Source organism: Kitasatospora sp. NPDC004240, from assembly GCF_053603215.1.
Genome location: NZ_JBSGFD010000078.1, coordinates 1 through 23,268, shown reverse-complemented (window position 1 = coordinate 23,268; position 23,268 = coordinate 1). Strand labels below are relative to the sequence as shown.

Below are 23,268 nucleotides of genomic sequence, written 5' to 3'. Positions count from 1 at the left end.
TCACTCCGAGGTGCTCGTCCGGGGCGCTCCCCCGGTGGCCGCCGAACCGGAGCCGAGCCGGGCGGTCCGCACGGGCCGGCCGCTCCCGCCCCGGCTCCGGCGGGTGGACCGGCCGAAGTACCACAGCAGGCCGCCACCCAACAGCCAGAGGCCGACCGTCAGGTGGTGGCGCCCGTCGAGGTCGAGCCCCATCGCCCAGAGGTACCCGAGGACGGCGGCGCCCGCCACCAGCGGGAGCACGAGCAAGCGCCCCAGCGGGGCGTTGCGGGTCCGGACCCATGCCACCGTGCCCAACGCGATCGCCGCCACCACCACGAGCAGCAGCGCGCCGGTGCGCCAGATCTTCTCCCAGTAACTGGCGTTCTCACCGCAGTCACCGTCGCTGTAGTGCCAGGCACAGTCCTGCATTGTGGCGGTGTTGAAGAAGCCCAGGCCGAGCGCGACCAGGCCCACCGCGCCGGCCACCCAGAGCAGCGGCGAGACCCGGTGCGGGACGCCCTCATCGGACGCCCCGGCGGAGCCGCCGTCGTCGTCGCTCACCCGCTCCTGCCGTACCGCGACCAGCCACTCCCCCGCGCTCACCGTCTCGCCGGGGGAGCGCAGTTGGCGGACCACTCGGCCGGGCACCGTGGTCGCCAGATCCAGCAGGGCGCCCTCGGGCGTGCGCAGGGTGCCGAGGGCGGCGCCGGCCCGGTAGTCGTGGCCGGGCTGGACGTGCCACTCGGTGAGTTCGGCGGGTGCGGCAAGCTCCCAGGCGAGCGGGACGGCCTCCGGCTCCGTGGCGACCGGCAGCAATCGGCGGTCGGCGGAACGGGCGGCCCAGGCGGCGGCACCGTGCACCACCGCGAGGTCCGGGTCCTCCACCAGCCGCAGCGGCCGCCGCAACCGCTCGGCCAGCACCGCGCGCACCGCGGGGATCCGCGTCGTCCCGCCGACCAGCAGCACCGAGTCGACGTCCTTGACCCGTACGCCGTGGTCGGACAGCAGCCGCTGGCAGCACGCCACCGTGCGGTCCAGCAGCGGGGCGATCACCGCTTCGAGCTGGCTGCGCTCCACCCGGCTGGCCGGGGTGACGGGGGTAAAGTAGTCCTCCACCTCGGCGGATTCGCTCAGCTGGTGCTTGATCCGCCGGACGAAGTCACCGAGTTCGAGCCTGGCACGGGACGCGCCGGCGGCCATCAGCGGCGGCAGCCACTCCCGGCCGTCGGAGGCGATCCCACCGGTCAGCAGGGCGTCGATGTCCCGGCCGCCGCAGTCGTCCAGCGCCGCGTGCCCGAGCACGGTGTGCGAACCGCCCGCACCGATCCGTACCAGCGCCGTGTCGAACGTTCCACCGCCGAAGTCGTACACCAGCACCGTCTCACCCGGCGCGAACTGCTCGCCCGCCAGGGTCGCGTGGGCGGCCGCCACCGGTTCGGCCAGCAGTTCGACGCTGCGGAATCCCGCCTCGCGGCCGGCGTCCAGCATCGCCTCGCGCCTCGGGTCCACCGGCCCGTACGAGGCCGGGACCGTGACCACGAGGCGCTCCACCCCGCGGCCCACCACGGTCTGCGCCTGCGAGCGGAACTCCGCCAGGACGGCGGCCACCAGGCGCACGGCGCTGAAGCCGTGCCCGCCCAGCACCACGGGAGCCCGCTCCCCCAGGTCGCGCTTGAACTCGGCCCGGTACGCGTCGGGCTCGGCACGCTTGCGACGCTCGGCCGCCGAGCCGACCAGCAGCCGGCCGTCCGCCGCCACGGACACCGCCGACGGCCAGGACAGCAGTCCGCTGGACGGCTCCTTCACCAGGCGCTCACGCCCGTCAAACACGACCGCGGCCGCCGACGAGGAGGTACCGAAGTCGACGACGAGCACGGGTTCGGTCACTCCGCACCCTCTCCTTCTCGTTCCGTTGCGGATCTGACATTCACGGGTCGGGGGGCGTTCACCGGTTGGTGAGCATTCTCCGACCGGTGAGCGTTCGCGGATTGGAAAGCGTTCACGGGTTGGAAGGCGTTCACGGGTTGGAGAGCGTTGACGAATCCGCAGCATCACCGAGGCCGTCACCATTCACGCATGCGCGCCGGTTCACCTCATGGCCACCATTCACGGTGGGGTGAATGGTGGCCGCACCGTTCACCGTCGCCCGCGCATAAACGTCGACCGCGCCGCCCCGGCCGCTCACCCCGCACCGTGCCGGGCCAACCGGACCGCCCAGCCGACAGCCGCGGCGGCGAGCACGAACGGAAGGATCCGGGCGAGGGCCGCCAGGTAGTCACCGTTCACCCAGTGCAGGACCAGTAGGACCTCGCCCGTGAGCGCGGCGGCGGCCACCAGGGCCAGCCCGGTCCGGGCTCCGGCGGAGTGCCCCGAACCCCGGACCGCTCCGAGCAGACACACCACCGCGAGCACCAGCAGGCCACTGAGAACCAGGACCGCCGTACCGAGGTCCCGGACCAGCCATGGCGAGGATTCTGCCGCGAGGTTCATCACATCACCCCGTTCGCGACGACCAGCCCGGCGAACAGCAGCGCACACCAGCTGGCCGCCGGAAGGCCGGACACCCGGCCCCCGCGGGCCGCCGCCAACGCCATCCCGCCCATACCGAGGGCCGCCGCGAGGGTGCCGGCCACGGCGATGGCCCACTCACTGCCCGGGAACTCCCCGGCCCGGACGGCGGCGACCACCAGCCCCGTCACCCCGAGCCCGAGCCCGGCACCGATCAGCACCGTCGGGCCGCCGGTCGATCCGCGCACGGCGAGCACCGCCCCCACCGCGGCGAACAGGCAGCCGAGCAGAACGATCGGGAAGGCGTAATCACTGACGTACATGGATTCCAAGGCCAACGAGGCCGACGTGAACTGTTCGGCGCCGGCCGCCAGCGTCGCGCCCAGCAGGCCCCCCAGCCAGCCCCACCAGTCGACCGCCGCCTCCTCTCGGCGCCGTCTGCGCACCGAGAGCGCCACAGCGATCAGGGCGGTCCCGGCCAGCAGCAGACCGAGCTGCTCCAGCTGGTAGACCTCCTGGCTCTCGCGGCGCGGGGGTCCGCTCGATCCACCCATGCTCAGGTACGACGCGTCCGCGATCCAGCCGGTGATCGACAGTGCCAGGAACACCCCGGCGCCCACGGCCGACCAGACGACCCCCACGGCGCCGCGTACGGCGCCCGCGACCGACGCCACCAGGACGACGACGGCCGCGTACGTGCCGAGCATGAAGACCCCGTGCCCCAGGTCCGTCCCCTGGGTGGTCCCGAGCAACCCGTAGCCGAGCACGCCGGCACCCAGCAGCGCCAGCATCGCCGTCCCGGTTCGCCCGTTCCAGGCCGGGTGATCCGTCGGCTGTGGCGGCACGGGCGGATAGCCGGCCGGGTACCCGCCGGGCTGTCCGGGCAACGGCGGCGGGGCACCGACCGGTTCGATGGCGAGCAGCCACTCGCCGGGGCCGACCATGGCACCCGGTTCGGCCAGTTGCCGTACCACCGTGCCCGGTTGGTCGGCGGCCAGCTCCCACAGGCTGCCGTCGGGCAATCGCAGTGCGCCGAGCGTCGCACCGGCCGGGTAGCCGGTGCCGGGAACCATGGACCAGCTGGCGATCTCCGCCGTCTCGGCGGGGAAGCCCCAGGCCAACGGGCGTGTTTGACGGGGCAGTTCGATCGGGCTCAGCCGGCGGTCGGCGGAGCGGGCGGCCCAGGCGGCGGCGCCGTGCACCACCGCGAGGTCCGGGTCCTCCACCAGCCGCAGCGGCCGCCGCAACCGCTCTGCCAGCAGCGCCCGTACGGCGGGGATCCGGGTCGTCCCGCCGACCAGAAGCACCGAGTCGACGTCCTTGATCCGCACCCCGCAGCGGGCCAGCAGCTGCTGGCAGCAGGCCACCGTTCGGTCGAGCAACGGACTGATGAGCGAGTCGAGTTCGTCCCGGGCGACCCGGCTGGCCGGGCCGAGCGGGGTGAGGTAGTCCTCGACCTGGACCGACTCGGTGAGCTGGTGCTTGATGCGGCGCACGAAGTCGCCGAGCTCCAGCTGCGCGCGCAGGGCTCCGGCGCCACCGGCGCCGAGCAGCGGCTCCAGCCAGTCGCGGCCGCGCTCACGGATCCGGCCCGCCAGCAGGGCGTCGATGTCCCGGCCGCCGCAGTCGTCCAGCGCCGCGTGCCCGAGCACGGTGTGCGAACCCTCCGCCCCGATCCGCACCAGCGCCGTGTCGAACGTCCCACCGCCGAAGTCGTACACCAGCACCGTCTCACCCGGCGCGAACTGCTCGCCCGCGACGGTGGCGTGCGCGGCGGCCACCGGCTCGGCCAGCAGTTCGACCGAGGCGAACCCGGCCGTCGCGCCCGCCAGCAGCATCGCCTCGCGCCTGGGGTCCACGGAGCCGTACGAGGCCGGAACCGTCACCACCAGACGGTCCACACCGCGCCCGATCATGGCCTGGGCCTGCGAGCGGAACTCCGCCAGTACGGCGGCCACCAGATCGGACACCGCGTACCGCCGGTCGCCGAGCACCACGGGTGCCCGTTCACCGAGGTCACGCTTGAACTCGGATCGGTAGCACGAGGGTTCGGCCCGTTTACGATGCTCGGCCGCCGAACCGACCAGCAGCCGGCCACCCTCCGCACAGACCGCCGAAGGCCAGGACAGCAGCCCGCTCGACGGTTCCTTCACCAGGCGCTCGCCCCTGTCGAGCACCACCGCAGCCGCCGAGGAGGACGTTCCGAAGTCCACCACGAGCACCGGCTCGGCCACTCTCCACCCCCTGACCGCACCCAGCCCGCCGAACGGTCCGGGCGTGGATGTGCGGCGAGGATAGCAGCGCCGGATCTTCGCGTTCCGCCACTCGACGGCACCCGGGCGACACCGATGCGATGTCGTAATGGACGGTCCACGAAAGGATGTTGATGCTCTGTCAGATAAGTCGGACGAGTCACTGGGTCCTCTCGGATGTCCGTTCGGTATGCCACTCCCGGCAGCGTCGAAGGCGGGGCGGACCGGGAGTGGACCGCACCGTGTCGCCGACGTGAACGGCCCGCCACGGCCGCGTGCCGGGGTGGGGTGGGGCGGGGCCGGGGGATCGGGGGGCGTGTCTGCGTCAGAGGCGCAGCAGCCCGGCGGCCGTGGGACGAAAGCCGCAGCGGTCGAGATAGAAGGGGCTCAGGTGCTCCTCGAAGTCCACGTGCAACCACTCGCACCCGGCGTCCCGGGCCCCGCGGGCGGCCGCCGCGACCAGCTCCGCACCGACACCGGCCCGCCGCCGGCCGGCGTCCACCACGGTGTCCAGCACGAAGGCGTGGCCGCCGCCGTCCCAGGCCACGTTGACGAAGCCCACCAGCTCCCCGCCGCCCTCACCCGCGACACCGTCCACGCGGGCGCACACCCACCCCAGGCTGTGCCGCTCCACCCGTTCCCGCCACGGCACCCCGGCCGGCGGGTACCCGAACCCTGCGGCATGCAGTGCGTCCAACTCCCCATCGGCGAAGTCGCCGCGCCACATGTACGTAATCGTCATCGCAGGATCCTAACGACCCCGGAAGCGACGACTACCGGTGCGAGCCGGTTTCGCGGTCCGGCTGGCGACCGGCCGGCAAGCGGGTTGCCGGACCCGCGCCGATTCGCTCCCGCCACTCCGGGCGCGGGTCGGCGCCGAGGCTCGCCCAGTACTCCCGCCCACGGACGATCCGTCCGTCACGGCCGGTCCAGAACGACGCCGCGCGGAACACCCCGACGCCTTCGTGCAGGACCTCGACCTCGGAGACCGCCTCGGCGTCGTCGGCGACGATCCGCAGCACGCGGATCGCCCGGCCCTCCGGATACTCATGGTTCACCGCAAGGTAGCTCTTGCCGCCGACGATGCGTTCACCGCTGACCGGCCACTCGACGACGGTGTCCTCCGCGACCAACTCGGCGGCACCGTACCAATCCCGCGCCTGGACCCGATCCCACAGCGCCTCCACCACCCTCAACGGTTCCATGGGGCACATCCCCTGCCAGACGCACCCCCGGCAGGCGGGAGGAGGCGGGCGCGGCGGACAGGTCGACCACCCCCCGGCCTTCAGGGCGAGTCGGCCACGGATCGGATCGGAGATGAGACCGCCACATCGACGAGCCCGACGCCGTGAAGCAACACCCCTTCCTCTGCAAGCCCTTGGCCACGCGCCGCGGTCCTACTCCTCGAACCACACGACCAGGCGGACGTTCCGCTCACCGTGGACTCCGGCGAGCGCGCACATGACGGTCCAGACGGGCTCCCAGGGCCCGTCGGACGGAACGGCATCGCGGCGTCGCTCGCGTTCGGCACGGAAGACCGCGGTCCCGACGTCCCATTCGGTGCCCTCGGCCCACAGATCACCGATGCGGTTGGGGTCGGTGGTCAGCGTGTTCACGCCGCTCGCCCTGGCGAACCCCCGGCTCCAGTCGTCGCGGTGGCTCAGCTCCGGTCCGCCGTCCGGCAACCGCCGGTAGCGGGCGATGGTGGTCGCGCGCGGGATCGCAGGCTCGTCCCAGTCGACGGCGAGGACCTCGTCCCAACCGAGCCAGGTGGCACCGAACACCGCCTCGCCCCAGGCCACGTGGTCGGCGCGGACGAGATCCGAGACATCGGCTGGCAGGCCGCGCCCGGCAGCGACCGGCCCCGCCAGTACCCACCGTTGTCCCGCACACCGAAGAGGCAACCGAAGGCGGGGTAGTCCCTGGTCATGCCGAGCATCGACAGCTCGACAGCCGGATGCCACACCGTCTCCCCGATGTCGAGGCCCGCACGCCAGACACGACACTCCACGGATCCCCGGATGCTCGTTCCCATGATCCGATTATGCGGCGCCCCTGTGCTCCCCCGTACAGGATGATCACTCGCCGAACGTGGCCGAGGGCGGTCCGCCCCGAGCGCAAGAAGGCGGCCAGGACGGCTCGGCTGCGCGGGTATGACCTGCTCCCGGGGGCGGCGGCGAGGGCGAGAGCGTTGCCAGCCATCAGGACCTGGTGGGCGGTCAGGGTGCCCACTTGCACAGCCGGCCCGCAAGGAGTGCGCCGTAGGGGATGTCGGCATTGATGACGGCGCGGAGGTGGGCGCGGAACTCCTGCGGGCGGTCACTGCCGGAGTGCCGGATGAGCGAGGTGCGCGCTCCGCCCCATCTGACGGGGCCAATCCCCCTTCGAAGCAGTCAGGTTGATGAGGTCTTGAGTCATGGAGGCGCACCGGGACGGGGAGAGGTCCGGCAGGCGGCGTCGACAAAAATATGTAGGCCGGTCTATTGTTTCCGTCATGGGAGTCAAGGGTGAGGAGACGCGCGCCCGCCTGATCGCCGGCACGCGCACGCTGATCGAGGCACAGGGCTACTTCGGCACCGGTTTGAACCAGGTGCTCGCCGAGAGTGGCGCGCCCCGGGGCTCGTTGTACTTCCACTTCCCGGCGGGCAAGGACCAGCTGGTCACCGCCGCCCTGGCGCAGGCCGGCCAGGAGGTCGAGGACCTGCTCAAGTCCCTGGTCGGCGAAGGGCTCAGCACCGCGATCATCGCCCGGCGGCTGATGAACGTGTTCGCCGACCGCCTGGACGAGTCCGGCTTCACCAAGGGCTGCCCGATCGCGACCGTCGCCCTGGAGGTGGCCGGCAGCAACGAGGAGCTGCGCCGCGTCTGCACCGAGGTGTACGGGAGTTGGCAGCGCATCATCGCCGACCGCCTGGTGGCGGAGGGCCGTTCCCCGGAGGCAGCCGAGGCGGCTTCCGGCCGCGTGCTCGCCCAGATCCAGGGGGCGCTGCTGCTGGCCCGGGTGCAGCGCAGCCACGTACCGCTGGAGCAGGCGGCGCACGCCGTGCAGCTGCTGCTCACCTCCGCCTGAGGCGGCACCGGGCGAGCGCGGTTCGGCGTACGGCCGAGGGCGCCCGCCCGGTGCTGCGGGGCCGGCTCCGCAGAACACCACGGTTCCGCCGGCCCGCCCACTCGGGGTGGCCCCAGGCGCAGGACATCGGCGCCGGGCACCCTTCTCAGCGCCAAAAAATATGCAGACCGGTCTACTTATCCTCGCCGCCCAGTCCGACGGCTGCCTGAAAAATATGTAGACCGGTCTACCTTTCAGCCCCTGCCCTGCCCACGCACCGCCACAAAATATGCAGATCGGTCTACATAAAACGAGGGAGACCCGCCCCATGAGCACCACCCCAGCCTCCACCCCCACCCCACCCCACACCTTCGTCCTGGGCGCCACCGGATTCATCGGACGCTGGCTGATCCGTGAGCTGCTCGACCAGGGCACACCGGTCGCCGCCGGGATCCGCCGGGCCGGCGGTCGCGACGGCGAGCTCCGCCACTGGCTGCGGGAGCACGGGGTCGACGACGGTGCACTGATCACCGTGGACGCCGACATCACGCGGCCCGGCCTCGGGCTCTCCGACACCGACGACCGGCGCCTCGCCGAGGTCCGGGACGTGTACAACGTGGCCGCGCTCTACCGCTTCGGCCTCGGGCGGGCCGAGGCGCACGCGGCGAACACCGAAGGCGCCCTGCACACGCTCCGCTGGGCCGCCGGCCGACCGCGGCTGCGCAGGCTCGTCCACCTGTCCGGCTACCGGGTGGCGGTCGGCGACGGACCGGAGGGTGCCGTCCCCCGGTACCCACTGCCCGACGCCGAGGTGGACGCGCTGTACACGAGGCTGGGCGCGTACGAGGCGTCGAAGCAGCTCGGCGACGCCGCCGTCCGGGCCACCGCCGCGCAACTCGGGGTGCCGATCACCACGGTGAACCCGAGCAGCGTGATCGGCCACTCGGTGACCGGGGAGGCCGGGCAGTACATCGGACTGGCCGATCTGGTGAGGCAGTTGTGGACCGGCAAGCTGCCCGCGCTACCCGGGTCGGCGCGGACGTTCCTGCCGGTGGTGGCCATCGACCATCTGGCCCGATTCCTGGCAGCGGTGCCGGAGTTCGACGACGAGCCCGCGCACGCGCACACCGTCCTCGACCCCGCGACCCCCGAACTCCCCCGGCTGATCGCCGTGGTGGCGGAGCACCTCGGGGTACCGGCGCCGCGCCGGACGGTTCCGCCCGCCGTCGTACGGCGACTGCCGCGCGCGCTGACCGGGGCCGACCCGGAGACGCTCACCTTCCTCTCCGAGGACCGCTACGACACCGCCTCCGCCGACCGCCTCGCAGAGGCCGCCGGCCTCCACCAACCCCCCGTGGAACCACTGTTGAGGCTCTGGGCCGAACGGCTGGTGGCCGAGCGGTTCGGCGCGACCGGCGACAGTACGCGAGGAAGTACGCAGGGCAGCGCGGGCAGCACCAGCAGCACGGGCAGTACCGGCAGCAGCAACAGTACCGGCAGCAGCACCCCCAGCAGCGCCGGCCCCACGCCCGGTCGCTTCGTGAACCTCGCCGGCAGTCGCACGTACGTCATCGGCGAGCGCGAGGAGCCGGAGTACGTGCTGCTGCACGGCCTCCCGGTCGACTCCGACTCATGGGAGGGCCTCGTCCGCCGCCTCGCCGAGCACGGCAGCACCGCCGTGCTCCGCGCCGACCTGCCGGGACTCGGCCGCTCCTCCCCCACGACGATCCCGCACCAGGCCGCGAACCCAGCCGCGCACCGGGCCACGCACCGGGCCACGCAGAACGCCCCGGCCACCCGGAAAGCCCCGAACGCGCCCACCCCGGACCCCATCCCCGACCGCTGGCTGGCCGAACTGCTCGCGCCCGTGAACTCCAGGCCGGTGCTGGTCGGGCAGTCGGCCGGTTCGGCGCCCGTGCTGCGGTACGCGGCCGCGCACCCCGAGCGGGTGGCGGGCGTGGTGCTGGTCTCGCCGTACTTCCTCCAGCCCCGCCCCGGCCGCCCGGTGCGCACGCCCGCCCTCCTCGCCCCCGTCCTGCGCCACGCCGGCGAGGAACGGCTGGCACGGACCCTGCTGGCGCCCGGCCGACCGGCGGATCCGGACGTTCTGGCCGACACCCAGACCCAGGCCCAAACACAAGCCCAGACACAAGCCCAGGCCCAGGCCGACGCCGACTACGCGCTGACCGGTGCGCGGGCCCAACTGCGCCGGCCGGGCGTCGCACGGCGCACCGCCCGCCGGCTTCGCGACGCCCAGCACCCGGCGGAGCGGGCCGAGTTGACCCGCCTGCTGCGGGGCTGCCCGGTGCCGGTCCGGGTGGTGGCGGGCGAGTCGGATCCGCTCACCGCCGACATCCCCGCCGGGCTGTCGGTGGCCGTCGTCCCCGGCGCGGGACACCATCTGCAGATCAGCCATCCCCTCCGACTGGCCGAGGAGCTCATGGAGTTCCGGCGGTCGGTCTCCGCACCCTGAGCAGCCGCCTCCGCACCCGGGACAGCCGGGCGAGCGGGCCGCCGGCCCGTCGGCTCAGCCCGCCGACCGCTCCAGCGCGATCAGGCTCCAGCTGACGCCGGACCGCCCGTGCAGGTCGGCGCGGCGGCCCAGGTGCAGGACCTGCAGGCCGTGGGCCCGGCCGAGCTCGACGGTCTCCGCCACCGGGACGTCGAACATCCGGCGCCCGGACGGGACCGGGCCGTGGCGCAGCGTGACGATGAGGCGTCCGGCGGGCGCGAGCAGTTCGGTGATGACGGCCATCGCGGTCGAACGCTCGTCGGCGTCGAGGTGCATCCACACCGCGGTCAGCAGCACCAGGTCGAACCGGCGCCCCTCCCCGCGCAGCACGGGCAGCTCGGGGAGGGCGTCGTCGACCCAGGTGATGGCGGTGTCGGGGTGCAACCGGCGGCCGTGGGCCCGCAGTTCGGGGGTGGGTTCGACGGCGACCACCCGGTGTCCGCGGGCGGCGAGGGCGGCGGCGTCCCGGCCGGTGCCCGCGCCGATGTCGAGCACCGCGCTCGGGGTGGCCGGGAAGAGGTGGAGCACGTCCCGGTGGACCTCGGCGAAGCTCACGCTCTCGTACTGGACGGCGAGGCTGTCCGCCTCGGCGCCGTAGCCGGCGGTACCGGCTGCGGGACCGACACTCCCGACATCGCCCTCGACGTCGATACAGCCGTCACCACTCGCGGTGTCGGTACAGCCGGCACCGCCCGCGGCGTCGACACCGACCCCGACGTCGGTACTACCCGCGACGTCGGTACTGCCGGCGGTGCCGTTGGTACGGGCACTACCGGTGGTGGTGCTGCTGGCCGGGGTGTGCACGGGACGCGCTCCTGACGGGCAGTCGGATCAGATGGTCAATACGATCTTGCCTCGATTACTGCGGAGTGCCAACTGCCGATGGGCGTCGGCGGCCCGTTCCGATGGAAAAACCGACTCGACCGGCACCCGGAAGACGCCCGCGGCCGCCCGCTCGGCGAGCTCCCGCGGATCGGGGCGCGGATCGTAGCGAGGGCGATGACCCGCGCACCGGCCTCGGCGGCGATCTGGACGGCCGCGCTGCCCACCCCGCTCGCGACGGCGTGGACCACCACGGTCCCGTCCTCCGTGACCCGGGCCGGTCGGCGCAGGCAGTACCGGGCGGTGAACCACGCCGAGGGCAGGGCCGCCGCCCCGACCGGTCCGAGTCCGTCGGGCAGCGGGGTCACCCGTTCGGCCGCGGTCACGCCGAGTTCGGCGGAGAAGCCGGAGCCCGTGGCCGGTCCCATCGCCATCACCGGCTGCCCCACGCTCAGGCCGGTCACTCCCTCGCCCAGCGCGGCCACCGTGCCGGCCGCCTCGATGCCCGGGATCAGCGGCGGGCGCCCCGTCCGGTGGTAGACCCCGGCGCGGACCAACGCGTCGGCGCGGTTGACGCCTGCGGCCGCGACCCGCACCACCACCTGGACGGGGCCGGGCACCGGGTCCGGCAGTTCCGCCGGGACCAGCGCCTCGGGGCCGCCGGACCCGACCTGGCACCCCAACTCGCCATCGCCGAAGGGGAACCGGCTCTCCACCGGCTCGCCGGGGAACCCGTGACGGCCGCCCTGTCCGCCGTCGCGCGGGACGCCGTCCTGCTGGTGAGCGGGCCGCTGCCGGGCCGGGTCAAGGAGTGCGAGAACCCGGACTGTTCGCTGCTCTTCCTGGACGACTCGCAGGCACGCCGCCGCTGTTGGTGCTCCATGGGCCGCTGCGGCAACCTCGCCAAGGTCTCGGGCTACCGGTCCCGCGCCCGCGGCCGGAGATGAGGGGCTCCCCCAGCGGCGCGCCCCCTTCCACCCCGTCCCCGATACGGGCGATACGGGCGGTACGGCCCGGGGCGAAACCCGGTTGCGCCCCGGTGCAGGATGGGAACGTGGTCACCGAGGAACGCGCCGTGGAGCTGGTCGAGGCCCTGCTGTCGAGACAGCGGCAGGAGTCTCCGTGGATGGCGCGGGGGCCCGAGGTGGCCGTCCTCGATGTCCAGGAGCACGCCCTCGGGTGGCTGGTCACCTGGCAGTCGGTGGAGTACGTCCGCGGCGGCGGCTTCGAGACGATGCTGGTGGGCCACGGGCCCTATCTGGTGGACCGGCAGGACGGGAGCATCCACCACATCCCGGTCACCACGTTCGTCCGCCCCGACTGGGCGGACCTCTACCTCCAGCAGATCAAGGGGGTCCGACCGCCCGATCCGCTGATCGCGGCCGCCCGGGCGCTCCTCCGGTCCGACGGGACGATGGCCGCGATGCGCCACCTCCGTAGGGAGGCACCGCTGTTGGGGCCGCAGCAGGCGAAGGCGTACGTCATGGCCGTCCGGGACGGAAAGGAACCTCCGAAGGACCTGCTGGGCCTCACCCGGACGCCGGACCCGTGTCCTCCGCTGCCCATCAGCACCCTGGCCGGCCCCGCCCGGTAGCGGCCCGGAGGCGGGCCGGAAGCGGGCCGGAAGCGGGCCGACCATGCGGCAAACCGTCGGCGGACCGGCGAAGGCGCCGGGGACATCCGCTGTCCCTCCCGTTGTCAGTGGGGTGTGTCAGAGTCTGCGCATGCTCGAGATCGTGGTGAGGACAGAGGGCGGGGGCCGGCACGTTCGCGTGTCCGCCGGGGAACTGGACGGACTGGTGCGGCAGATCGGACACGACGGTGACCGGTTCCTGGTCGTCCAGCGGATACCCGACCTGCCCGACGTCTTCGTCCAGGTCTGGCACGAGGCGGGTGGCGACTACACCCTGGAGCACCGCGACGGTGCCGCCGACCGGCATTTCCAGGTGATGGTGGACGGGCCCGGGGGCGTGATCGCGGCGATGACCGGCTGGGCCCGCCAGGAGGCCGGTTGGGACGCCGGCCTGGCCTGGTCGCCGCTGGACATGGGGCCGGCCGACGAGGTGCCGCCGCTCGACCTCGACGAGGAGGAGCGCGAGGCGTTGGAGGAGCGCGTCCGCGAGGTGCTGGTCGGCGGCTACGCCACCCGCGCCGAACTGGCCGAGCTCGCCGAGGAGTACCTGGTGACCGAGGACCGTCGGCCCGTCTCGCCCGAGCAGGCGGAGGCACTGGCCGACCGGTTGTGGCTGGAGCGCGTCGCCGAGCAGGCCACCTGGCGGGGTGAGACCGACCCCGAACGGCTCACCCGCGCGTTCGCCGCCCTGCGGGCGGCCGGTATCACCGCCCGCGAGAACTTCACCTGCTGCCGTAGCTGTGGCCAGGCCGAGATCGGCGGTGAAGGCGGGCCCGACGCGCGCGGATTCGTCTACTTCCACACCCAGTGCACGGACTCCGCCGCGGCCGGTCACGGGCTGACGCTCCTTTTCGGCGGCTTCGACGGCTCCTCCGGGACCACCGCGGCCGTCGGTCACAAGGTGGTGGCCGCGCTCGAAGCGGCCGGCCTGCGGACCGAATGGGACGGCGACCCCGGCCGGGCCGTCACCGTCACGCCCCTGAACTGGCGCCGCCGCCTGGTCGGCTAGCGACCGACGGCCGAGGCGCTTCAGAACGAACCGATTCAGGACGAACCGCTTCGGGACGGGGTGCTTCAGGACGAACCGCTTCAGGACGAGGCGCCGGGTGCAGCGGTCACGCAGGGTCACACGGTGGCCGCCAGCGCCAGGACGGTGCGGGCGGCCTCACGGACGTCCGCGTCCTCATCGGTGGTGAGCCGTTCCAGCGCGGCGCGTACCACCGGGCCGGGGCGGCGGGCCAGTGCCCAGGCCGCCGTGAAGCGGACCCGGTGGTCGGCGTCCTCGGTGCGGGACACCAGCAGGGCGGTGACCTCCTGGTCGTGCTCGTGACCGAGGGCTCCCACGGCGGCCCGTCGCACCACCGGGGCGGGATCGTCGGCGCCGGCGATCAGGACGGCTCGGGCACGTGGGGGATCCCCGGCCCCGAAGATGCTGCCGAGGGTGCTCATCACCTCGGCGCGCACGCGGGGTGCCGGGTCGGCGGCCGCGCCGGCGACGAGATCGAAGTACCGGGCCCCTCCGAAATCGGTGAGGCTCAGGCCGTGCAGACCGAGCTGCCTCGTCCCGGGGTCCTCCGAGGCCACACAACCGAGCAGCAGCCGGTGTGCCGACTCGGGCCAGGCGTCGAACAGTTCGAGGAGATCGGACTCCAGGGTGTCGCCGTCCTCGTTGCGGGCGTCCACGCTCGCGCGCAGCAGGGCGGGCAGGGCGGCCTCACCGCAGGCGCCCGCCAGGGCATGGGCGATCCGGTCCCGGGCGAACGGGTCGGCCGCCTCGACGTGGTCGGCGAGTCGACGCTCCAGTTCGGGTCGGAGGAAAGCGGCCGCCGGTGTCCGCAGTCGCGTCACCAGGGGTTCGAACCGGCGGCGGGCGCCGGGACCGCGTTCGGGACCGCCGGCCAGCGCCGCGTCCAACTCGTCCAGCGCACGCAGCAGCTCCGCACGCTCCGACACTGCGGATCCATCGTCCTCCGGCACACCCGTACGCTACACACCCCGACCGACATCCCCGGAACCCGCGTGCCGACCCCGGAGCGCACGCCCGCGGCCGGGAGCCCACGCCCGGAGCGCACGCCCGCAGTCGGAAACCCGCCCGCCACAGTGCCGCAGAGCCGCAGAGCCGCAGAGCCACGGTGCCGCGCCGCCACGGAAACCCGGCACAACGGGAACCGGGTCAGGCCTCGCCCGGGTGCCAGGCGGGCCACTCCCAGGGGCGGTCGGCCCAACGGACGCGGTCCGGGTCGTGGGGGTCGAGGTCGGGGAAGAGCTGGCGGATCCGGGGTTCGAACTCCTCCGGGGCCAGGGGCTCCCAGCCGTGGCCCGCGAAGTGGACCAGCCGGTAGCGGCTGTCGGTGCGGAACTCGGCGACGTCCACCAGGGGGGTGTCGGGGCCGCTGTCGGGACTGCTGTCGGTTGCCATGTCCCCAGGATGTGACGGACCGCCGGGGTCCGCACGCGGGCTGTGGCAGGCAGCGGACAACCCCGTACGCGACGGTCCCTCCTTCGGGTCATGTCCCGGCGGCGGGGCACTCGTTGAACACGCCGACGGTTCGGGGACGGCGGAGGGCGGAACGATGAGCGGGCAGTGGCAGTGGCCGGAGCACGTACGGGTGCCGCAGCAGGCCCAACCGCCGCAGGTTCCGGGACCGGAGCAGACGCCTCCCCCGGGCACCGGACGACCGCCGTTCCTGCCGCCGATCGCCGCGCCCCCGCCCGCGACGGCTCCCTCGAACGGGGTCCGGCGGCGCCGGAGGGTCCGGTGGCTGGCGGCCGGCGGGCTGGCGGTGTCGCTGGCCGCCATCCTGGTGACCTGCGGGACGGGTGGGGAGGACGAGTACGGCGAACTGATCGCGGTGCCGGAGGCCTCGCCCACCGCGCCGACTCCGATGCCGGTGCCACCGCCGTCGGCCGAGACCGCGTCGGTCGATCCCGCGGCGCCCGGGACGACGCCCGCCCCGGCCGCCTCCGCGGAAGCCCCGCCGGCACCGGCGACCCCGGCGCCCGCGGACACCCCGACGGAAGCGGCGCCAGCGGCGGCCGAAGCGGCCACGGACGCCGAAGGCGGCGCGACCGCCCGCCCGAAGACCGTCCGGCCGGCACGCCCCGCCCCCTCCCGGGCGGCCGGCGCGGCCTCCGGCGGATCCGGGTCGGGGACGGCGGGACGGCCAGGCCAGGGCGGCCCGGCCCCGGCGCCGAACCCGGGGGCGGGGGTGCCCGGCGCCGGATCGGGCACGCTGACGGGCACGGGCACCCTCTGCGACCAGGCGGAACGCCTCGGACGCTGGCCGGCCGGCTCCGAGCAGGCGAGGCTCTGCCACAGCATCTACGGCTGAACCGAAGCGGAGCCGGGAGCGGAGCCGGGAGCGGAGCCCGGAAGCGGAGCCGGGAGCGGAGCCCGGAAGCGGAGCCGGGAGCGGAGCCCGGAAGCGGAGCCGGGAGCGGAACCGGGAACGGAGCCCGGAGCGAACCCCGGAGCGACTCCAGAGCGGCCTCCACGGCGGAGTCCGGGGCCGAACCCCGCACACCCCGCGCCGGATACCTCACCCCGCCCCCATCAGCCCCCGGTCGAGCCGCGGCGCGAGGACCCGGGCCAGGGTGTCCGTGATGTGCCCGGTGTCCCGGTAGAGGACCACGCCCTGGAGGACGGCCGGGCAGTCCGGGCCGGTGCCGGGGCAGAGCAGCGGGCCGAGGTTCAGCACCCGGACGCCGTAGCGCTCGGCGAGCCCGCCCTCCAGCAGCGGATCGCGTTCGAAGGCCGTCTCGCGCGGGAAGAAGCAGGCGTCCGAACGGCCGTCCGAGGCGGCGAGGCAGGTCGGGATGTCCTTGCCCGGCATCGGTGTGTCCCCGAGGTAGGCGAGCGGGGCGCCGACCGCGGTGAGCCGGTCGAGGGTCCTGGTCCAGCCCTCGGCGCGCTCGTCCTGGCCGCCGTAGCGGTTGAGCCCGGCCATCACGATCAGCCGGGGACGGGGGCCGGTGGCCAGGCGGGTGAAGGTGTTCTCGCGCCAGCGGTCGCACTCCTCGAAGGTGCGGCCGAGGACGTTGTTGCGCACGGTCAGGGTGGCCAGCGGGCAGCCCGGCTTGACCAGCACCTCCAGCGCCCAGCCGCGCTGCTCGGCGAGCTCCAGCACGCCGGAGATCCACTGGCCGGCGTGCGAGTCGCCGATCAGCACGATGCGGTCGGGGCTCTGCTCGTTGCCGAAGAGGCACCGGGGGCTGCGGTCGGTCTGCAGCGGGATCTCGCAGCCCCGGCCGGGCGGGAAGTCCTCGCGCGCCCGGGCCAGCGAGGGGGTGAGGCCCAGCACGCGGGTGCCGGGGGCCAGCAGGTCGGGGCCGTCGACGGCCCCGGCGGGCACGATCACCGGCGCCCCGGCGTCGCCCAGTGCCCGGACGGTGCCGCCGCCCAGGGTCAGCCCGGCGATCAGCGGGAAGACCAGGGCGCTCGCGCCGACCGCGAGCCCCCGGCGCGGCGCCGGGCTGCTGCCGTACCGCAGCGGCTGCTCGACCAGCCGCAGGGTGAGCCAGGCCGGTACGGCGCTCGCGGCGGTGAGCGCGACCAGCGAGGGCCACGGCAGCGCGCCGTACCGGGCCTGGGCGATGGTCAGCACCGGCCAGTGCCACAGGTACCACGCGTACGAGAGGCGGCCGGCCGCCCGCAGCGGGCGGGTGGCGAGCAGTCGGCCCGCGTCGGTCGCGCCGAGCGCACGGTGGGCGGGGCCGGCCAGCAGCAGCGCGCCGGTGCCGAGGACGGGCAGCAGGGCGGCGCTGCCGGGGAACGGGGTGTCGCGGTCGTACGCGAACACGGCGTACGCGACCGCCGCGGCGCCGGCCCAGCCGAGCAGCCGCAGCGTCCAACCGAGCGATCCGCTCACCCACCCGGCCGATCCGGTCACCTGTCCGGCCACCCGGACCAGCTCACCGGACGGCTGCCCCGCCCGGGAGAACCGGCGGGCGAGTGCCGTACCGGCGAGGGCGGCGCAGGCGCCGACGGCGAACTCCCACAGCCGGCTGGCGGTGGAGAAGTAGGCGAACGGCGCGGAGGTGGCCGTCCAGCGCAGGCAGAGCAGCAGCGAGCCGACGCCCACGGCCACGGTGGCCACCGTGATGACGGCGGTGCGGCGGCGGCCGGTGAGCAGCCGGGCGATGCCGAGCAGCAGGACGCCCCAGAGCAGGTAGAACTGGTTCTCCACGCCCAGCGACCAGAAGTGCTGGAGCGGGCTGGGGTCGCGTTCGGCGGCGAGGTAGTCGGTCTGCTGGCCGACGAACCGCCAGTTGGCGAACTGCCCGGCGGCGGCGACCAGGTCGCGTGCGAGGTCGGTGCCGCGCAGCGGGTCCAGCAGCAGGCCGCCGGCCAGCGCGGTGGCGACCAGGACGACGGCGGCGGCGGGCAGGATGCGGCGGGCCCGGCGGGCGGCGAAGTCCCACAGGCCGATGGGCCGGGCGAGCAGCAGGCCGGTGATCAGGAAGCCGGAGATGACGAAGAAGACGTCCACGCCGACGTAGCCGCCGGTGAACCCGGGGACGGACGCGTGGAAGGCGAGGACGGCCAGCACGGCGATGCCGCGCAGGCCTTCGATGTCGGGGCGGAAGGCGGCCCGTTCAGACGGCCGCCCGGTCGTGGCGGGCGCCTTCGCGGACGGGCGGTCGACCGCCGGGGTGCTCACGGGCCTGCCGAGCACGACCAGGGCGCTGTCGGCGGCCGAGCCGGGCGAATCGGCATGTGAGTCGGCCGAATCGGCATATGAGCCGGGGGATTCGGCGGCGGGATCCGGGGAGTCGGTGATGACGCCGGGGGAATCGGTGGTGGCGGACCCGCGGACGGGATCCGGTGCGCCGGAGCCGCTGAGGGCGTTCGGCGGTACGGCCGTTGACACGGCGGTGCTCCTTGCAAGGGCTGGCTGCGGTGGTGGGACCGCCGGGCCGATGGGGCGGCCGGGCGGCGGGTCCGCGCCGGTGGGGCGACGCGCAAGGAAGGGTGGAGCGAGGGGAACTGCGTGAAAGGGGAACTGCACGAAGCCGGAACTACGGAACTACGGAACTACACGGAAACCGACGCGACGTCAGAAGAACATCGGATCGGCCCACCCGGAGGCGAGCAGCCCGCAGAGCAGCAGGACGGCGGTCACCGCGACCGCTTCAGCGTGACCGAAGCGCAGGTCGGAGGTGCGCCGGGCAGGCGGGGCGACCTCGGCCACGGCGGCGTCGTCGCCGCCGCGCACCAGCGGCCACAGGGAACGGATCAGCGGGATCATCGTGTAGGCGCTCAGCGAGAGCAGCAGGGTGAGCGCCCAGTACGGCTGCCAGCCGTACAGTGCGATCGCGCGGACCAGGCCGGCGACGCCGGCGAGCAGCACGAGCGTGAGCCAGCCCACGCCGATCCGGCCGACCGTCCGCGCGAGCGAACTGCGGCCGGAGACCGCGCCGGTGGGCACCCAGTCGGCGCTGCGCCGGCGCAGCGCGTGCGCGATGGCGACGATGTGGCAGAGCCCGCCGAGGAGTTGGACCCGGGTGACCTCGAAGCGCCAGCGGGTGCGGGACATCGCGGGCAGCAGCACCAGGGCGACCCAGATGGGCGGCAGGAAGGGCAGGACCTGCCAGGGTTCGATCTCGGTGGGCCGGAAGAACAGCATGATCAGGGCCGGCAGCGGGATGGCGAACACGTTCACCGCGCTGGTGACGTAGCCGAGGATGCCGTTCCAGAAGCAGAGCCGGGCCGAGCGGGGCAGCGGGCCGCGCCGGAAGCCGGGGTCGCCCAGCAGGGCCAGCGAGCCGAGGCACCAGCGGTACTGCTGGCTGATGAAGGCCGGCAGGCCGGTGGGTGACAGGCCCTTGGCGACCAGTGCGGGCACGTAGCGGGTGGACCAGCCGGCCCGGGCGAGCGAGAGGCCGGTGTAGAGGTCCTCGCTGTGGTCGATCTCGGCGAAGCCGCCGACCCGTTCGAGGGCGGCGCGGCGGTAGAGCGCGTTGGTGCCGCAGCAGACGGTGCCGTCCTGGGCGTCCCGGGAGGGCTGGATCCAGCGGTAGAAGATCTCCTGGGTGGCTCCGGCGGCCCGCTCCAGCCAGGACATGTCGGGGTCGGTGTCGAAGCACTGCGGGCTCTGCACGATGCCGACCTCGGGGTTGTCGAGGTAGGGCACCAGGTGGTGCAGGAAGTCCGGGCGCGGGCAGAAGTCGGCGTCCAGGACGGCGATGATGTCGCCGGTGCCCTCGGCGAGGCCGTGGTTGAGGTTGCCGGCCTTCTTGAAGCGGCCCCGGTCGGGCCGGGCGCGGTACTCGAAGCCGTACGACTCGGCGAGTTCGCGCACCTCGGGGCGGGCGGCGTCGTCGAGCACCAGGACGGTGAGCGCGCCGGGCCAGCGGACGGCGGCGGCGTGGCGGTAGGCGTTGTCGAGGACGGCGAGCGGTTCGCCGCAGGTCGGCAGCAGCAGGTCGACGCCGGGGTGGCGGGCGGGCCGCCAGGCGCCGACCAGCAGGTCGTGCGAGTCGCGGGTGAAGCGGCGGGCACGCTGGCCGTCGGTGATCGACAGCAGCCAGGTGACGGCGTTGAGCACGGTCAGCGCCAGGAACGGCCACAGCAGCGGCCGGCTGAGCGCGAACAGGCCGAGCGTCGCGGTGGCGCCGGCGTACGAGAGGGTGGCGCAGAGCAGCACCCAGCGGCGCTGCGGGCCGAAGTACCAGTAGAGCTCCTGGTCGTCGGGTGGACCGGGCAGTCGGCCCGGTCCGCCCGCGAACGTGCGGAGCGGACCGGCCTCGGCGGACGGCATGGCGGTGCCATGGAGTACGGGCATGCGGAAGTGGCCCCCCTGGGCTGTGACGGAGAACTGTCCGTTCGCCGCCAGCCTCTCACAATGGCCTAGACCAATCGTGAACGAGGTATGACGCTTCCGGATCATCGCAGGTCAAGTAATTGACGCGAAGTCAACAAGATCCGGAACATCTCACATGATGGTCAGGACCGGGCAACCGCCGCACCCCCGTGGCAGGCTGACACCACGTCGGACCCCCCGAAGTGCGCCACGGGGAGCGCCCGGTCCCGTACCCCCTCACGGGCATCCGCAGGGGTCAGGCGTTGTCCAGCACACCGTCCGACGTGGCGTCCGGCGCCCCGGCCGACGCCTTGTCCAGCGTCCTGTCCAGCGTCTTGGCCAGGGTCTCGAAGCGCAGGTCGGGGCGGAGCGGGATGCCGAAGCGCTCGTCGCCGTACGGGAAGGGCGAGTAGACGCCGGTGCGGTGGAAGCCCCGGCGCTCGTACCAGGCGATCAGCTCGGCGCGCTGCTCGATGACGCTCATCTCCAGCCGGGTCGTGCCCCACTCCTCGGCCGCGATGCGCTCGGCCTCGGCCAGCACGGCCCGGCCGAGACCGCCGCCCTGGCGGCCGGGGCGGACGGAGAACATGCCGAAGTAGGCGTGCTCGCCGCGGTGCTCCAGCTGGCAGCAGGCGAGCAGTTCGCCGTCCCGCTCGGCGAGCAGCACGATGCCGTCCGGGTGGGTGAGCGCGGTGGTGACGCCCTCGGCGTCGGTGCGCCGGCCGCCCAGGAGGTCCGCCTCGGTGGTCCAGCCGTCACGGCTGCTCTCGCCCCGGTAGGCGGACTCGACGAGCTCGACCAGGGCCGGCACATCGGCCGGGGTGGCGTTGCGGAACGCAAGCGGGGCGGTCATGGCGATCTCCGTTCGGCGACAGGGGCGACCTGGTGCGTCGGCCCTTACGCATCGTGCCACAGGACGGTCGCGCGGCTGCCGATCGGGCCGCTCCCACGCCCCGCCGGTCCGTACCCCGCCGGTCCGCGCCTCTCAGATCCGCGTCCCTCAGATCCGCGCCCCCAGCATGCGCAGCACCAGCTCGCCGTAGCGCCTGCCGAGCTCCTCCGGGGACTCGGTGCTGCGGTCGGTGTACCAGCGGACCACGTCGATGCCCAGCGAGGTGACCGCGCGCGCGGCCGTCCGCACCTCGGCGACCTGGAACAGGCCCTTCGCGACGCCCTGTTCGATGACCGTGGTGACCTCGCGCTCGATCTCCAGGCGCAGCGCGGCGACCACCGCGTAGTCCTCGGCCGGCAGCGCGTGCAGCTCGTAGTTGACCACCCGGCCGACGGTGCGGCCGCGGGCGTGCCAGCAGGTGAAGCCCTCCACCAGCCGCCGCATCCGCTCGACCGCGTCGCCCTCGCCGGCCACGGCCTCGCGGACCAGCGACAGGGTGGCCGCGTGGCCGGCCCGGCTGATCTCGGCCAGGAGCGCGGCCTTGGAGGGGTAGTGGATGTAGAGCGCGGCGGGGCTCATCCCGGCGGCGGTGGCGATGTCGCGGGTGGTGGTGGCGTGGAAGCCGCGCTCGGCGAAGGACTCCACGGCGGCCTGGAGCAGCCGTCGGGCCGCCTCCGGGCGGGGGTCGGCGCCGGCGCCTCCGGTCAGGAGGGGCCCGAGGTCGGCGATGGGCTTGCTGGTCATGGGCGCCATCCTCCCAGACGGCTCGTACGGGCATCCGGCCCGCGGACTGTTGACAGGGTCGCGCACCGACAGCATGCTGAGCAAGCGCTTAGTCAACCCGGTTCCCGGTCCGGCGGCGGACCGGCCTGCCACCCGTCCCGTGGCGGGCCGTCCCGCCCGCCGGCACCGCCGGGACCGGGACCGCGTCGTGCCGTCGCACGACCCACCGGGAAGGACCCTCCGTGGTGCACTCGTTCAAGGGCCGGGTGGCCGTGATCACCGGCTCCAGCCGTGGCATCGGCCTGGGAATCGCGCGGGAACTGGTCGCCCGCGGCGCCCGGGTCTGCCTCACCGCGCGCAACCCCGAACCGCTGGCCGAGGCCGTCCGCGACCTCGGCGGCCCGGAGGTCGCCATCGGCGTGGCCGGCAAGGCCGACGACCCGGCCCACCAGGAGGAGGCCGTCGCCCGTACCGTCGAGGCCTTCGGACGGCTGGATCACCTGGTCAACAACACCGGCATCAACCCGGTCTACGGCCCGGTGGTGGACACCGACGAGGCCGCCGCCGCCAAGATCCTCGCCGTCAACGTGCTCGCCCCGCTGGCCTGGACCCGCCGCGCGCACGGGGCCTGGATGGGCGAGCACGGCGGCTCGGTGGTCAACGTCGCCTCCGTCGCCGGCCTGCGCGCCTCCCTCGGCATCGGCCTGTACGGGGTCAGCAAGGCGGCCCTGATCCGGCTGACCACCGAACTCGCCGCCGAGCTCGGCCCGCAGGGCATCCGGGTGAACGCGGTCGCGCCCGCCGTGGTCAAGACCCGCTTCGCCGAGGCCCTGTACGAGGGCCGGGAGGAGCAGGTCGCCGCCGCCTACCCGCTGCGCCGGCTCGGCGTGCCGGAGGACGTCGCGGGCGCGGTCGCCTTCCTGCTCTCCGAGGACGCCGGCTGGGTCACCGGGCAGACCCTGGTGGTGGACGGCGGCGTCACCCTGGGCGGCGGCCTGTGAGCGGGAGCGCCCCGGAACCGGCCAGTTCCGCCGACGGGCCCGCCCCCGAGCCCGTCCACCGTCCAGCCCCCGCCCCGGCCCCGGCAGGCGGACCC

Annotated in this window: 21 protein-coding genes and 1 pseudogene; 7 read left to right on the top strand and 15 right to left on the bottom strand. The window is 74.1% G+C overall.

All coding sequences use genetic code 11. The features are described 5' to 3' along the window. The 6 genes from ACWEQL_RS21825 to ACWEQL_RS21800 all read right to left on the bottom strand — a co-directional run bounded on the left by ACWEQL_RS21825 (position 1) and on the right by ACWEQL_RS21800 (position 6,541). On the bottom strand, positions 1-1,866 hold the full coding sequence (locus ACWEQL_RS21825; RefSeq protein ID WP_452151944.1) for an Hsp70 family protein: 1,866 nt from the start codon (positions 1,864-1,866) through the stop codon (positions 1-3). Positions 1,867-2,160: 294 nt separating this feature from the next. Next, positions 2,161-2,469 (bottom strand): hypothetical protein, encoded by a 309-nt coding sequence (locus tag ACWEQL_RS21820; RefSeq protein WP_452151943.1) that lies wholly within the window; start codon positions 2,467-2,469, stop codon positions 2,161-2,163. Continuing rightward, complete coding sequence (locus ACWEQL_RS21815; protein ID WP_452151942.1) at positions 2,469-4,721, bottom strand: Hsp70 family protein; 2,253 nt, start codon at positions 4,719-4,721, stop codon at positions 2,469-2,471. The genes ACWEQL_RS21820 and ACWEQL_RS21815 overlap by 1 nt, the downstream gene beginning before the upstream one ends. A 343-nt stretch (positions 4,722-5,064) precedes the next feature. Continuing rightward, positions 5,065-5,481, bottom strand: coding sequence for a GNAT family N-acetyltransferase (locus tag ACWEQL_RS21810; protein ID WP_452151941.1), 417 nt, complete (start codon positions 5,479-5,481; stop codon positions 5,065-5,067). 31 nt (positions 5,482-5,512) lie between these two features. Next, positions 5,513-5,944 carry a nuclear transport factor 2 family protein gene (locus ACWEQL_RS21805; RefSeq protein ID WP_452151940.1) on the bottom strand — a complete coding sequence of 144 codons (432 nt, stop codon included), beginning with the start codon at positions 5,942-5,944 and terminating at the stop codon, positions 5,513-5,515. 192 nt (positions 5,945-6,136) lie between these two features. Then, the gene (locus ACWEQL_RS21800; protein ID WP_452151939.1) at positions 6,137-6,541 is read right to left on the bottom strand and encodes a hypothetical protein; all 405 of its coding nucleotides are present in this window, start codon (positions 6,539-6,541) and stop codon (positions 6,137-6,139) included. Between the two features lie 692 nt (positions 6,542-7,233). Here ACWEQL_RS21800 and ACWEQL_RS21795 point away from each other — a divergent pair. Beyond that, complete coding sequence (locus tag ACWEQL_RS21795; RefSeq protein ID WP_452151938.1) at positions 7,234-7,809, top strand: TetR/AcrR family transcriptional regulator; 576 nt, start codon at positions 7,234-7,236, stop codon at positions 7,807-7,809. 307 nt (positions 7,810-8,116) lie between these two features. Then, the gene (locus ACWEQL_RS21790; RefSeq protein WP_452151937.1) at positions 8,117-10,261 is read left to right on the top strand and encodes an alpha/beta fold hydrolase; all 2,145 of its coding nucleotides are present in this window, start codon (positions 8,117-8,119) and stop codon (positions 10,259-10,261) included. Positions 10,262-10,315: 54 nt separating this feature from the next. Here the strand turns inward: ACWEQL_RS21790 and ACWEQL_RS21785 are convergent, their stop codons facing one another. From ACWEQL_RS21785 to ACWEQL_RS21775, 3 genes and pseudogenes are all read right to left on the bottom strand, one after another. Further along, positions 10,316-11,104, bottom strand: a complete 789-nt coding sequence (locus ACWEQL_RS21785) for a class I SAM-dependent methyltransferase (protein WP_452151936.1) — start codon at positions 11,102-11,104, stop codon at positions 10,316-10,318. Between the two features lie 27 nt (positions 11,105-11,131). Then, on the bottom strand, positions 11,132-11,230 hold the full coding sequence (locus tag ACWEQL_RS21780; protein WP_452151935.1) for a zinc-binding dehydrogenase: 99 nt from the start codon (positions 11,228-11,230) through the stop codon (positions 11,132-11,134). A gap of 302 nt (positions 11,231-11,532) precedes the next feature. Beyond that, positions 11,533-11,718, bottom strand: a pseudogene (locus tag ACWEQL_RS21775) (alcohol dehydrogenase catalytic domain-containing protein); the annotation flags it as partial. Positions 11,719-11,856: 138 nt separating this feature from the next. Between ACWEQL_RS21775 and ACWEQL_RS21770 the strand changes: the two are divergent. The 3 genes from ACWEQL_RS21770 (at position 11,857) to ACWEQL_RS21760 (ending at position 13,764) form a co-directional block, all read left to right on the top strand. Beyond that, positions 11,857-12,069 carry a CGNR zinc finger domain-containing protein gene (locus tag ACWEQL_RS21770; protein ID WP_452151934.1) on the top strand — a complete coding sequence of 71 codons (213 nt, stop codon included), beginning with the start codon at positions 11,857-11,859 and terminating at the stop codon, positions 12,067-12,069. A gap of 107 nt (positions 12,070-12,176) precedes the next feature. Beyond that, the gene (locus ACWEQL_RS21765; RefSeq protein WP_452151933.1) at positions 12,177-12,716 is read left to right on the top strand and encodes a YrhB domain-containing protein; all 540 of its coding nucleotides are present in this window, start codon (positions 12,177-12,179) and stop codon (positions 12,714-12,716) included. Between the two features lie 130 nt (positions 12,717-12,846). Beyond that, a complete protein-coding gene (locus ACWEQL_RS21760) occupies positions 12,847-13,764 on the top strand; it encodes a DUF6891 domain-containing protein (protein WP_452151932.1) in 918 nt (305 codons plus the stop codon). Between the two features lie 116 nt (positions 13,765-13,880). Here ACWEQL_RS21760 and ACWEQL_RS21755 read toward each other — a convergent pair whose 3' ends face one another. Together ACWEQL_RS21755 and ACWEQL_RS21750 are read right to left on the bottom strand one after the other, a co-directional pair. Further along, positions 13,881-14,708, bottom strand: a complete 828-nt coding sequence (locus ACWEQL_RS21755) for a HEAT repeat domain-containing protein (protein WP_452151931.1) — start codon at positions 14,706-14,708, stop codon at positions 13,881-13,883. Between the two features lie 220 nt (positions 14,709-14,928). Next, positions 14,929-15,174, bottom strand: coding sequence for a hypothetical protein (locus ACWEQL_RS21750; protein ID WP_452151930.1), 246 nt, complete (start codon positions 15,172-15,174; stop codon positions 14,929-14,931). A 154-nt stretch (positions 15,175-15,328) separates the two neighbouring features. Here ACWEQL_RS21750 and ACWEQL_RS21745 point away from each other — a divergent pair, with 154 nt between their 5' ends. Next, positions 15,329-16,087 (top strand): hypothetical protein, encoded by a 759-nt coding sequence (locus ACWEQL_RS21745; RefSeq protein WP_452151929.1) that lies wholly within the window; start codon positions 15,329-15,331, stop codon positions 16,085-16,087. Between the two features lie 207 nt (positions 16,088-16,294). On the opposite strand, the gene ACWEQL_RS21740 is transcribed toward ACWEQL_RS21745, so the two are convergent. From ACWEQL_RS21740 to ACWEQL_RS21725, 4 genes are all read right to left on the bottom strand, one after another. Continuing rightward, the gene (locus tag ACWEQL_RS21740) at positions 16,295-18,625 is read right to left on the bottom strand and encodes an acyltransferase family protein (protein WP_452151928.1); all 2,331 of its coding nucleotides are present in this window, start codon (positions 18,623-18,625) and stop codon (positions 16,295-16,297) included. A gap of 186 nt (positions 18,626-18,811) precedes the next feature. Beyond that, positions 18,812-20,539, bottom strand: coding sequence for a glycosyltransferase family 2 protein (locus ACWEQL_RS21735; protein WP_452151927.1), 1,728 nt, complete (start codon positions 20,537-20,539; stop codon positions 18,812-18,814). A 274-nt stretch (positions 20,540-20,813) separates the two neighbouring features. Continuing rightward, positions 20,814-21,410 (bottom strand): GNAT family N-acetyltransferase, encoded by a 597-nt coding sequence (locus tag ACWEQL_RS21730; protein ID WP_452151926.1) that lies wholly within the window; start codon positions 21,408-21,410, stop codon positions 20,814-20,816. Between the two features lie 147 nt (positions 21,411-21,557). Continuing rightward, on the bottom strand, positions 21,558-22,193 hold the full coding sequence (locus ACWEQL_RS21725) for a TetR/AcrR family transcriptional regulator (protein ID WP_452151925.1): 636 nt from the start codon (positions 22,191-22,193) through the stop codon (positions 21,558-21,560). Positions 22,194-22,414: 221 nt separating this feature from the next. On the opposite strand from ACWEQL_RS21725, the gene ACWEQL_RS21720 reads away from it, so the two are divergent. After that, complete coding sequence (locus ACWEQL_RS21720) at positions 22,415-23,173, top strand: SDR family oxidoreductase (RefSeq protein WP_452151924.1); 759 nt, start codon at positions 22,415-22,417, stop codon at positions 23,171-23,173. The last annotated feature ends 95 nt before the right edge of the window (positions 23,174-23,268 follow it).

Bases quoted from the DNA above. Each gene is read 5' to 3' on its own strand.
- ACWEQL_RS21730 (WP_452151926.1), bottom strand. From the start codon at position 21,410: ATGACCGCCCCGCTTGCGTTCCGCAACGCCACCCCGGCCGATGTGCCG.
- ACWEQL_RS21735 (WP_452151927.1), bottom strand. From the start codon at position 20,539: ATGCCCGTACTCCATGGCACCGCCATGCCGTCCGCCGAGGCCGGTCCG.
- ACWEQL_RS21790 (WP_452151937.1), top strand. From the start codon at position 8,117: ATGAGCACCACCCCAGCCTCCACCCCCACCCCACCCCACACCTTCGTC.
- ACWEQL_RS21750 (WP_452151930.1), bottom strand. From the start codon at position 15,174: ATGGCAACCGACAGCAGTCCCGACAGCGGCCCCGACACCCCCCTGGTG.
- ACWEQL_RS21745 (WP_452151929.1), top strand. From the start codon at position 15,329: ATGAGCGGGCAGTGGCAGTGGCCGGAGCACGTACGGGTGCCGCAGCAG.
- ACWEQL_RS21805 (WP_452151940.1), bottom strand. From the start codon at position 5,944: ATGGAACCGTTGAGGGTGGTGGAGGCGCTGTGGGATCGGGTCCAGGCG.
- ACWEQL_RS21795 (WP_452151938.1), top strand. From the start codon at position 7,234: ATGGGAGTCAAGGGTGAGGAGACGCGCGCCCGCCTGATCGCCGGCACG.
- ACWEQL_RS21760 (WP_452151932.1), top strand. From the start codon at position 12,847: ATGCTCGAGATCGTGGTGAGGACAGAGGGCGGGGGCCGGCACGTTCGC.
- ACWEQL_RS21810 (WP_452151941.1), bottom strand. From the start codon at position 5,481: ATGACGATTACGTACATGTGGCGCGGCGACTTCGCCGATGGGGAGTTG.
- ACWEQL_RS21820 (WP_452151943.1), bottom strand. From the start codon at position 2,469: ATGAACCTCGCGGCAGAATCCTCGCCATGGCTGGTCCGGGACCTCGGT.
- ACWEQL_RS21725 (WP_452151925.1), bottom strand. From the start codon at position 22,193: ATGACCAGCAAGCCCATCGCCGACCTCGGGCCCCTCCTGACCGGAGGC.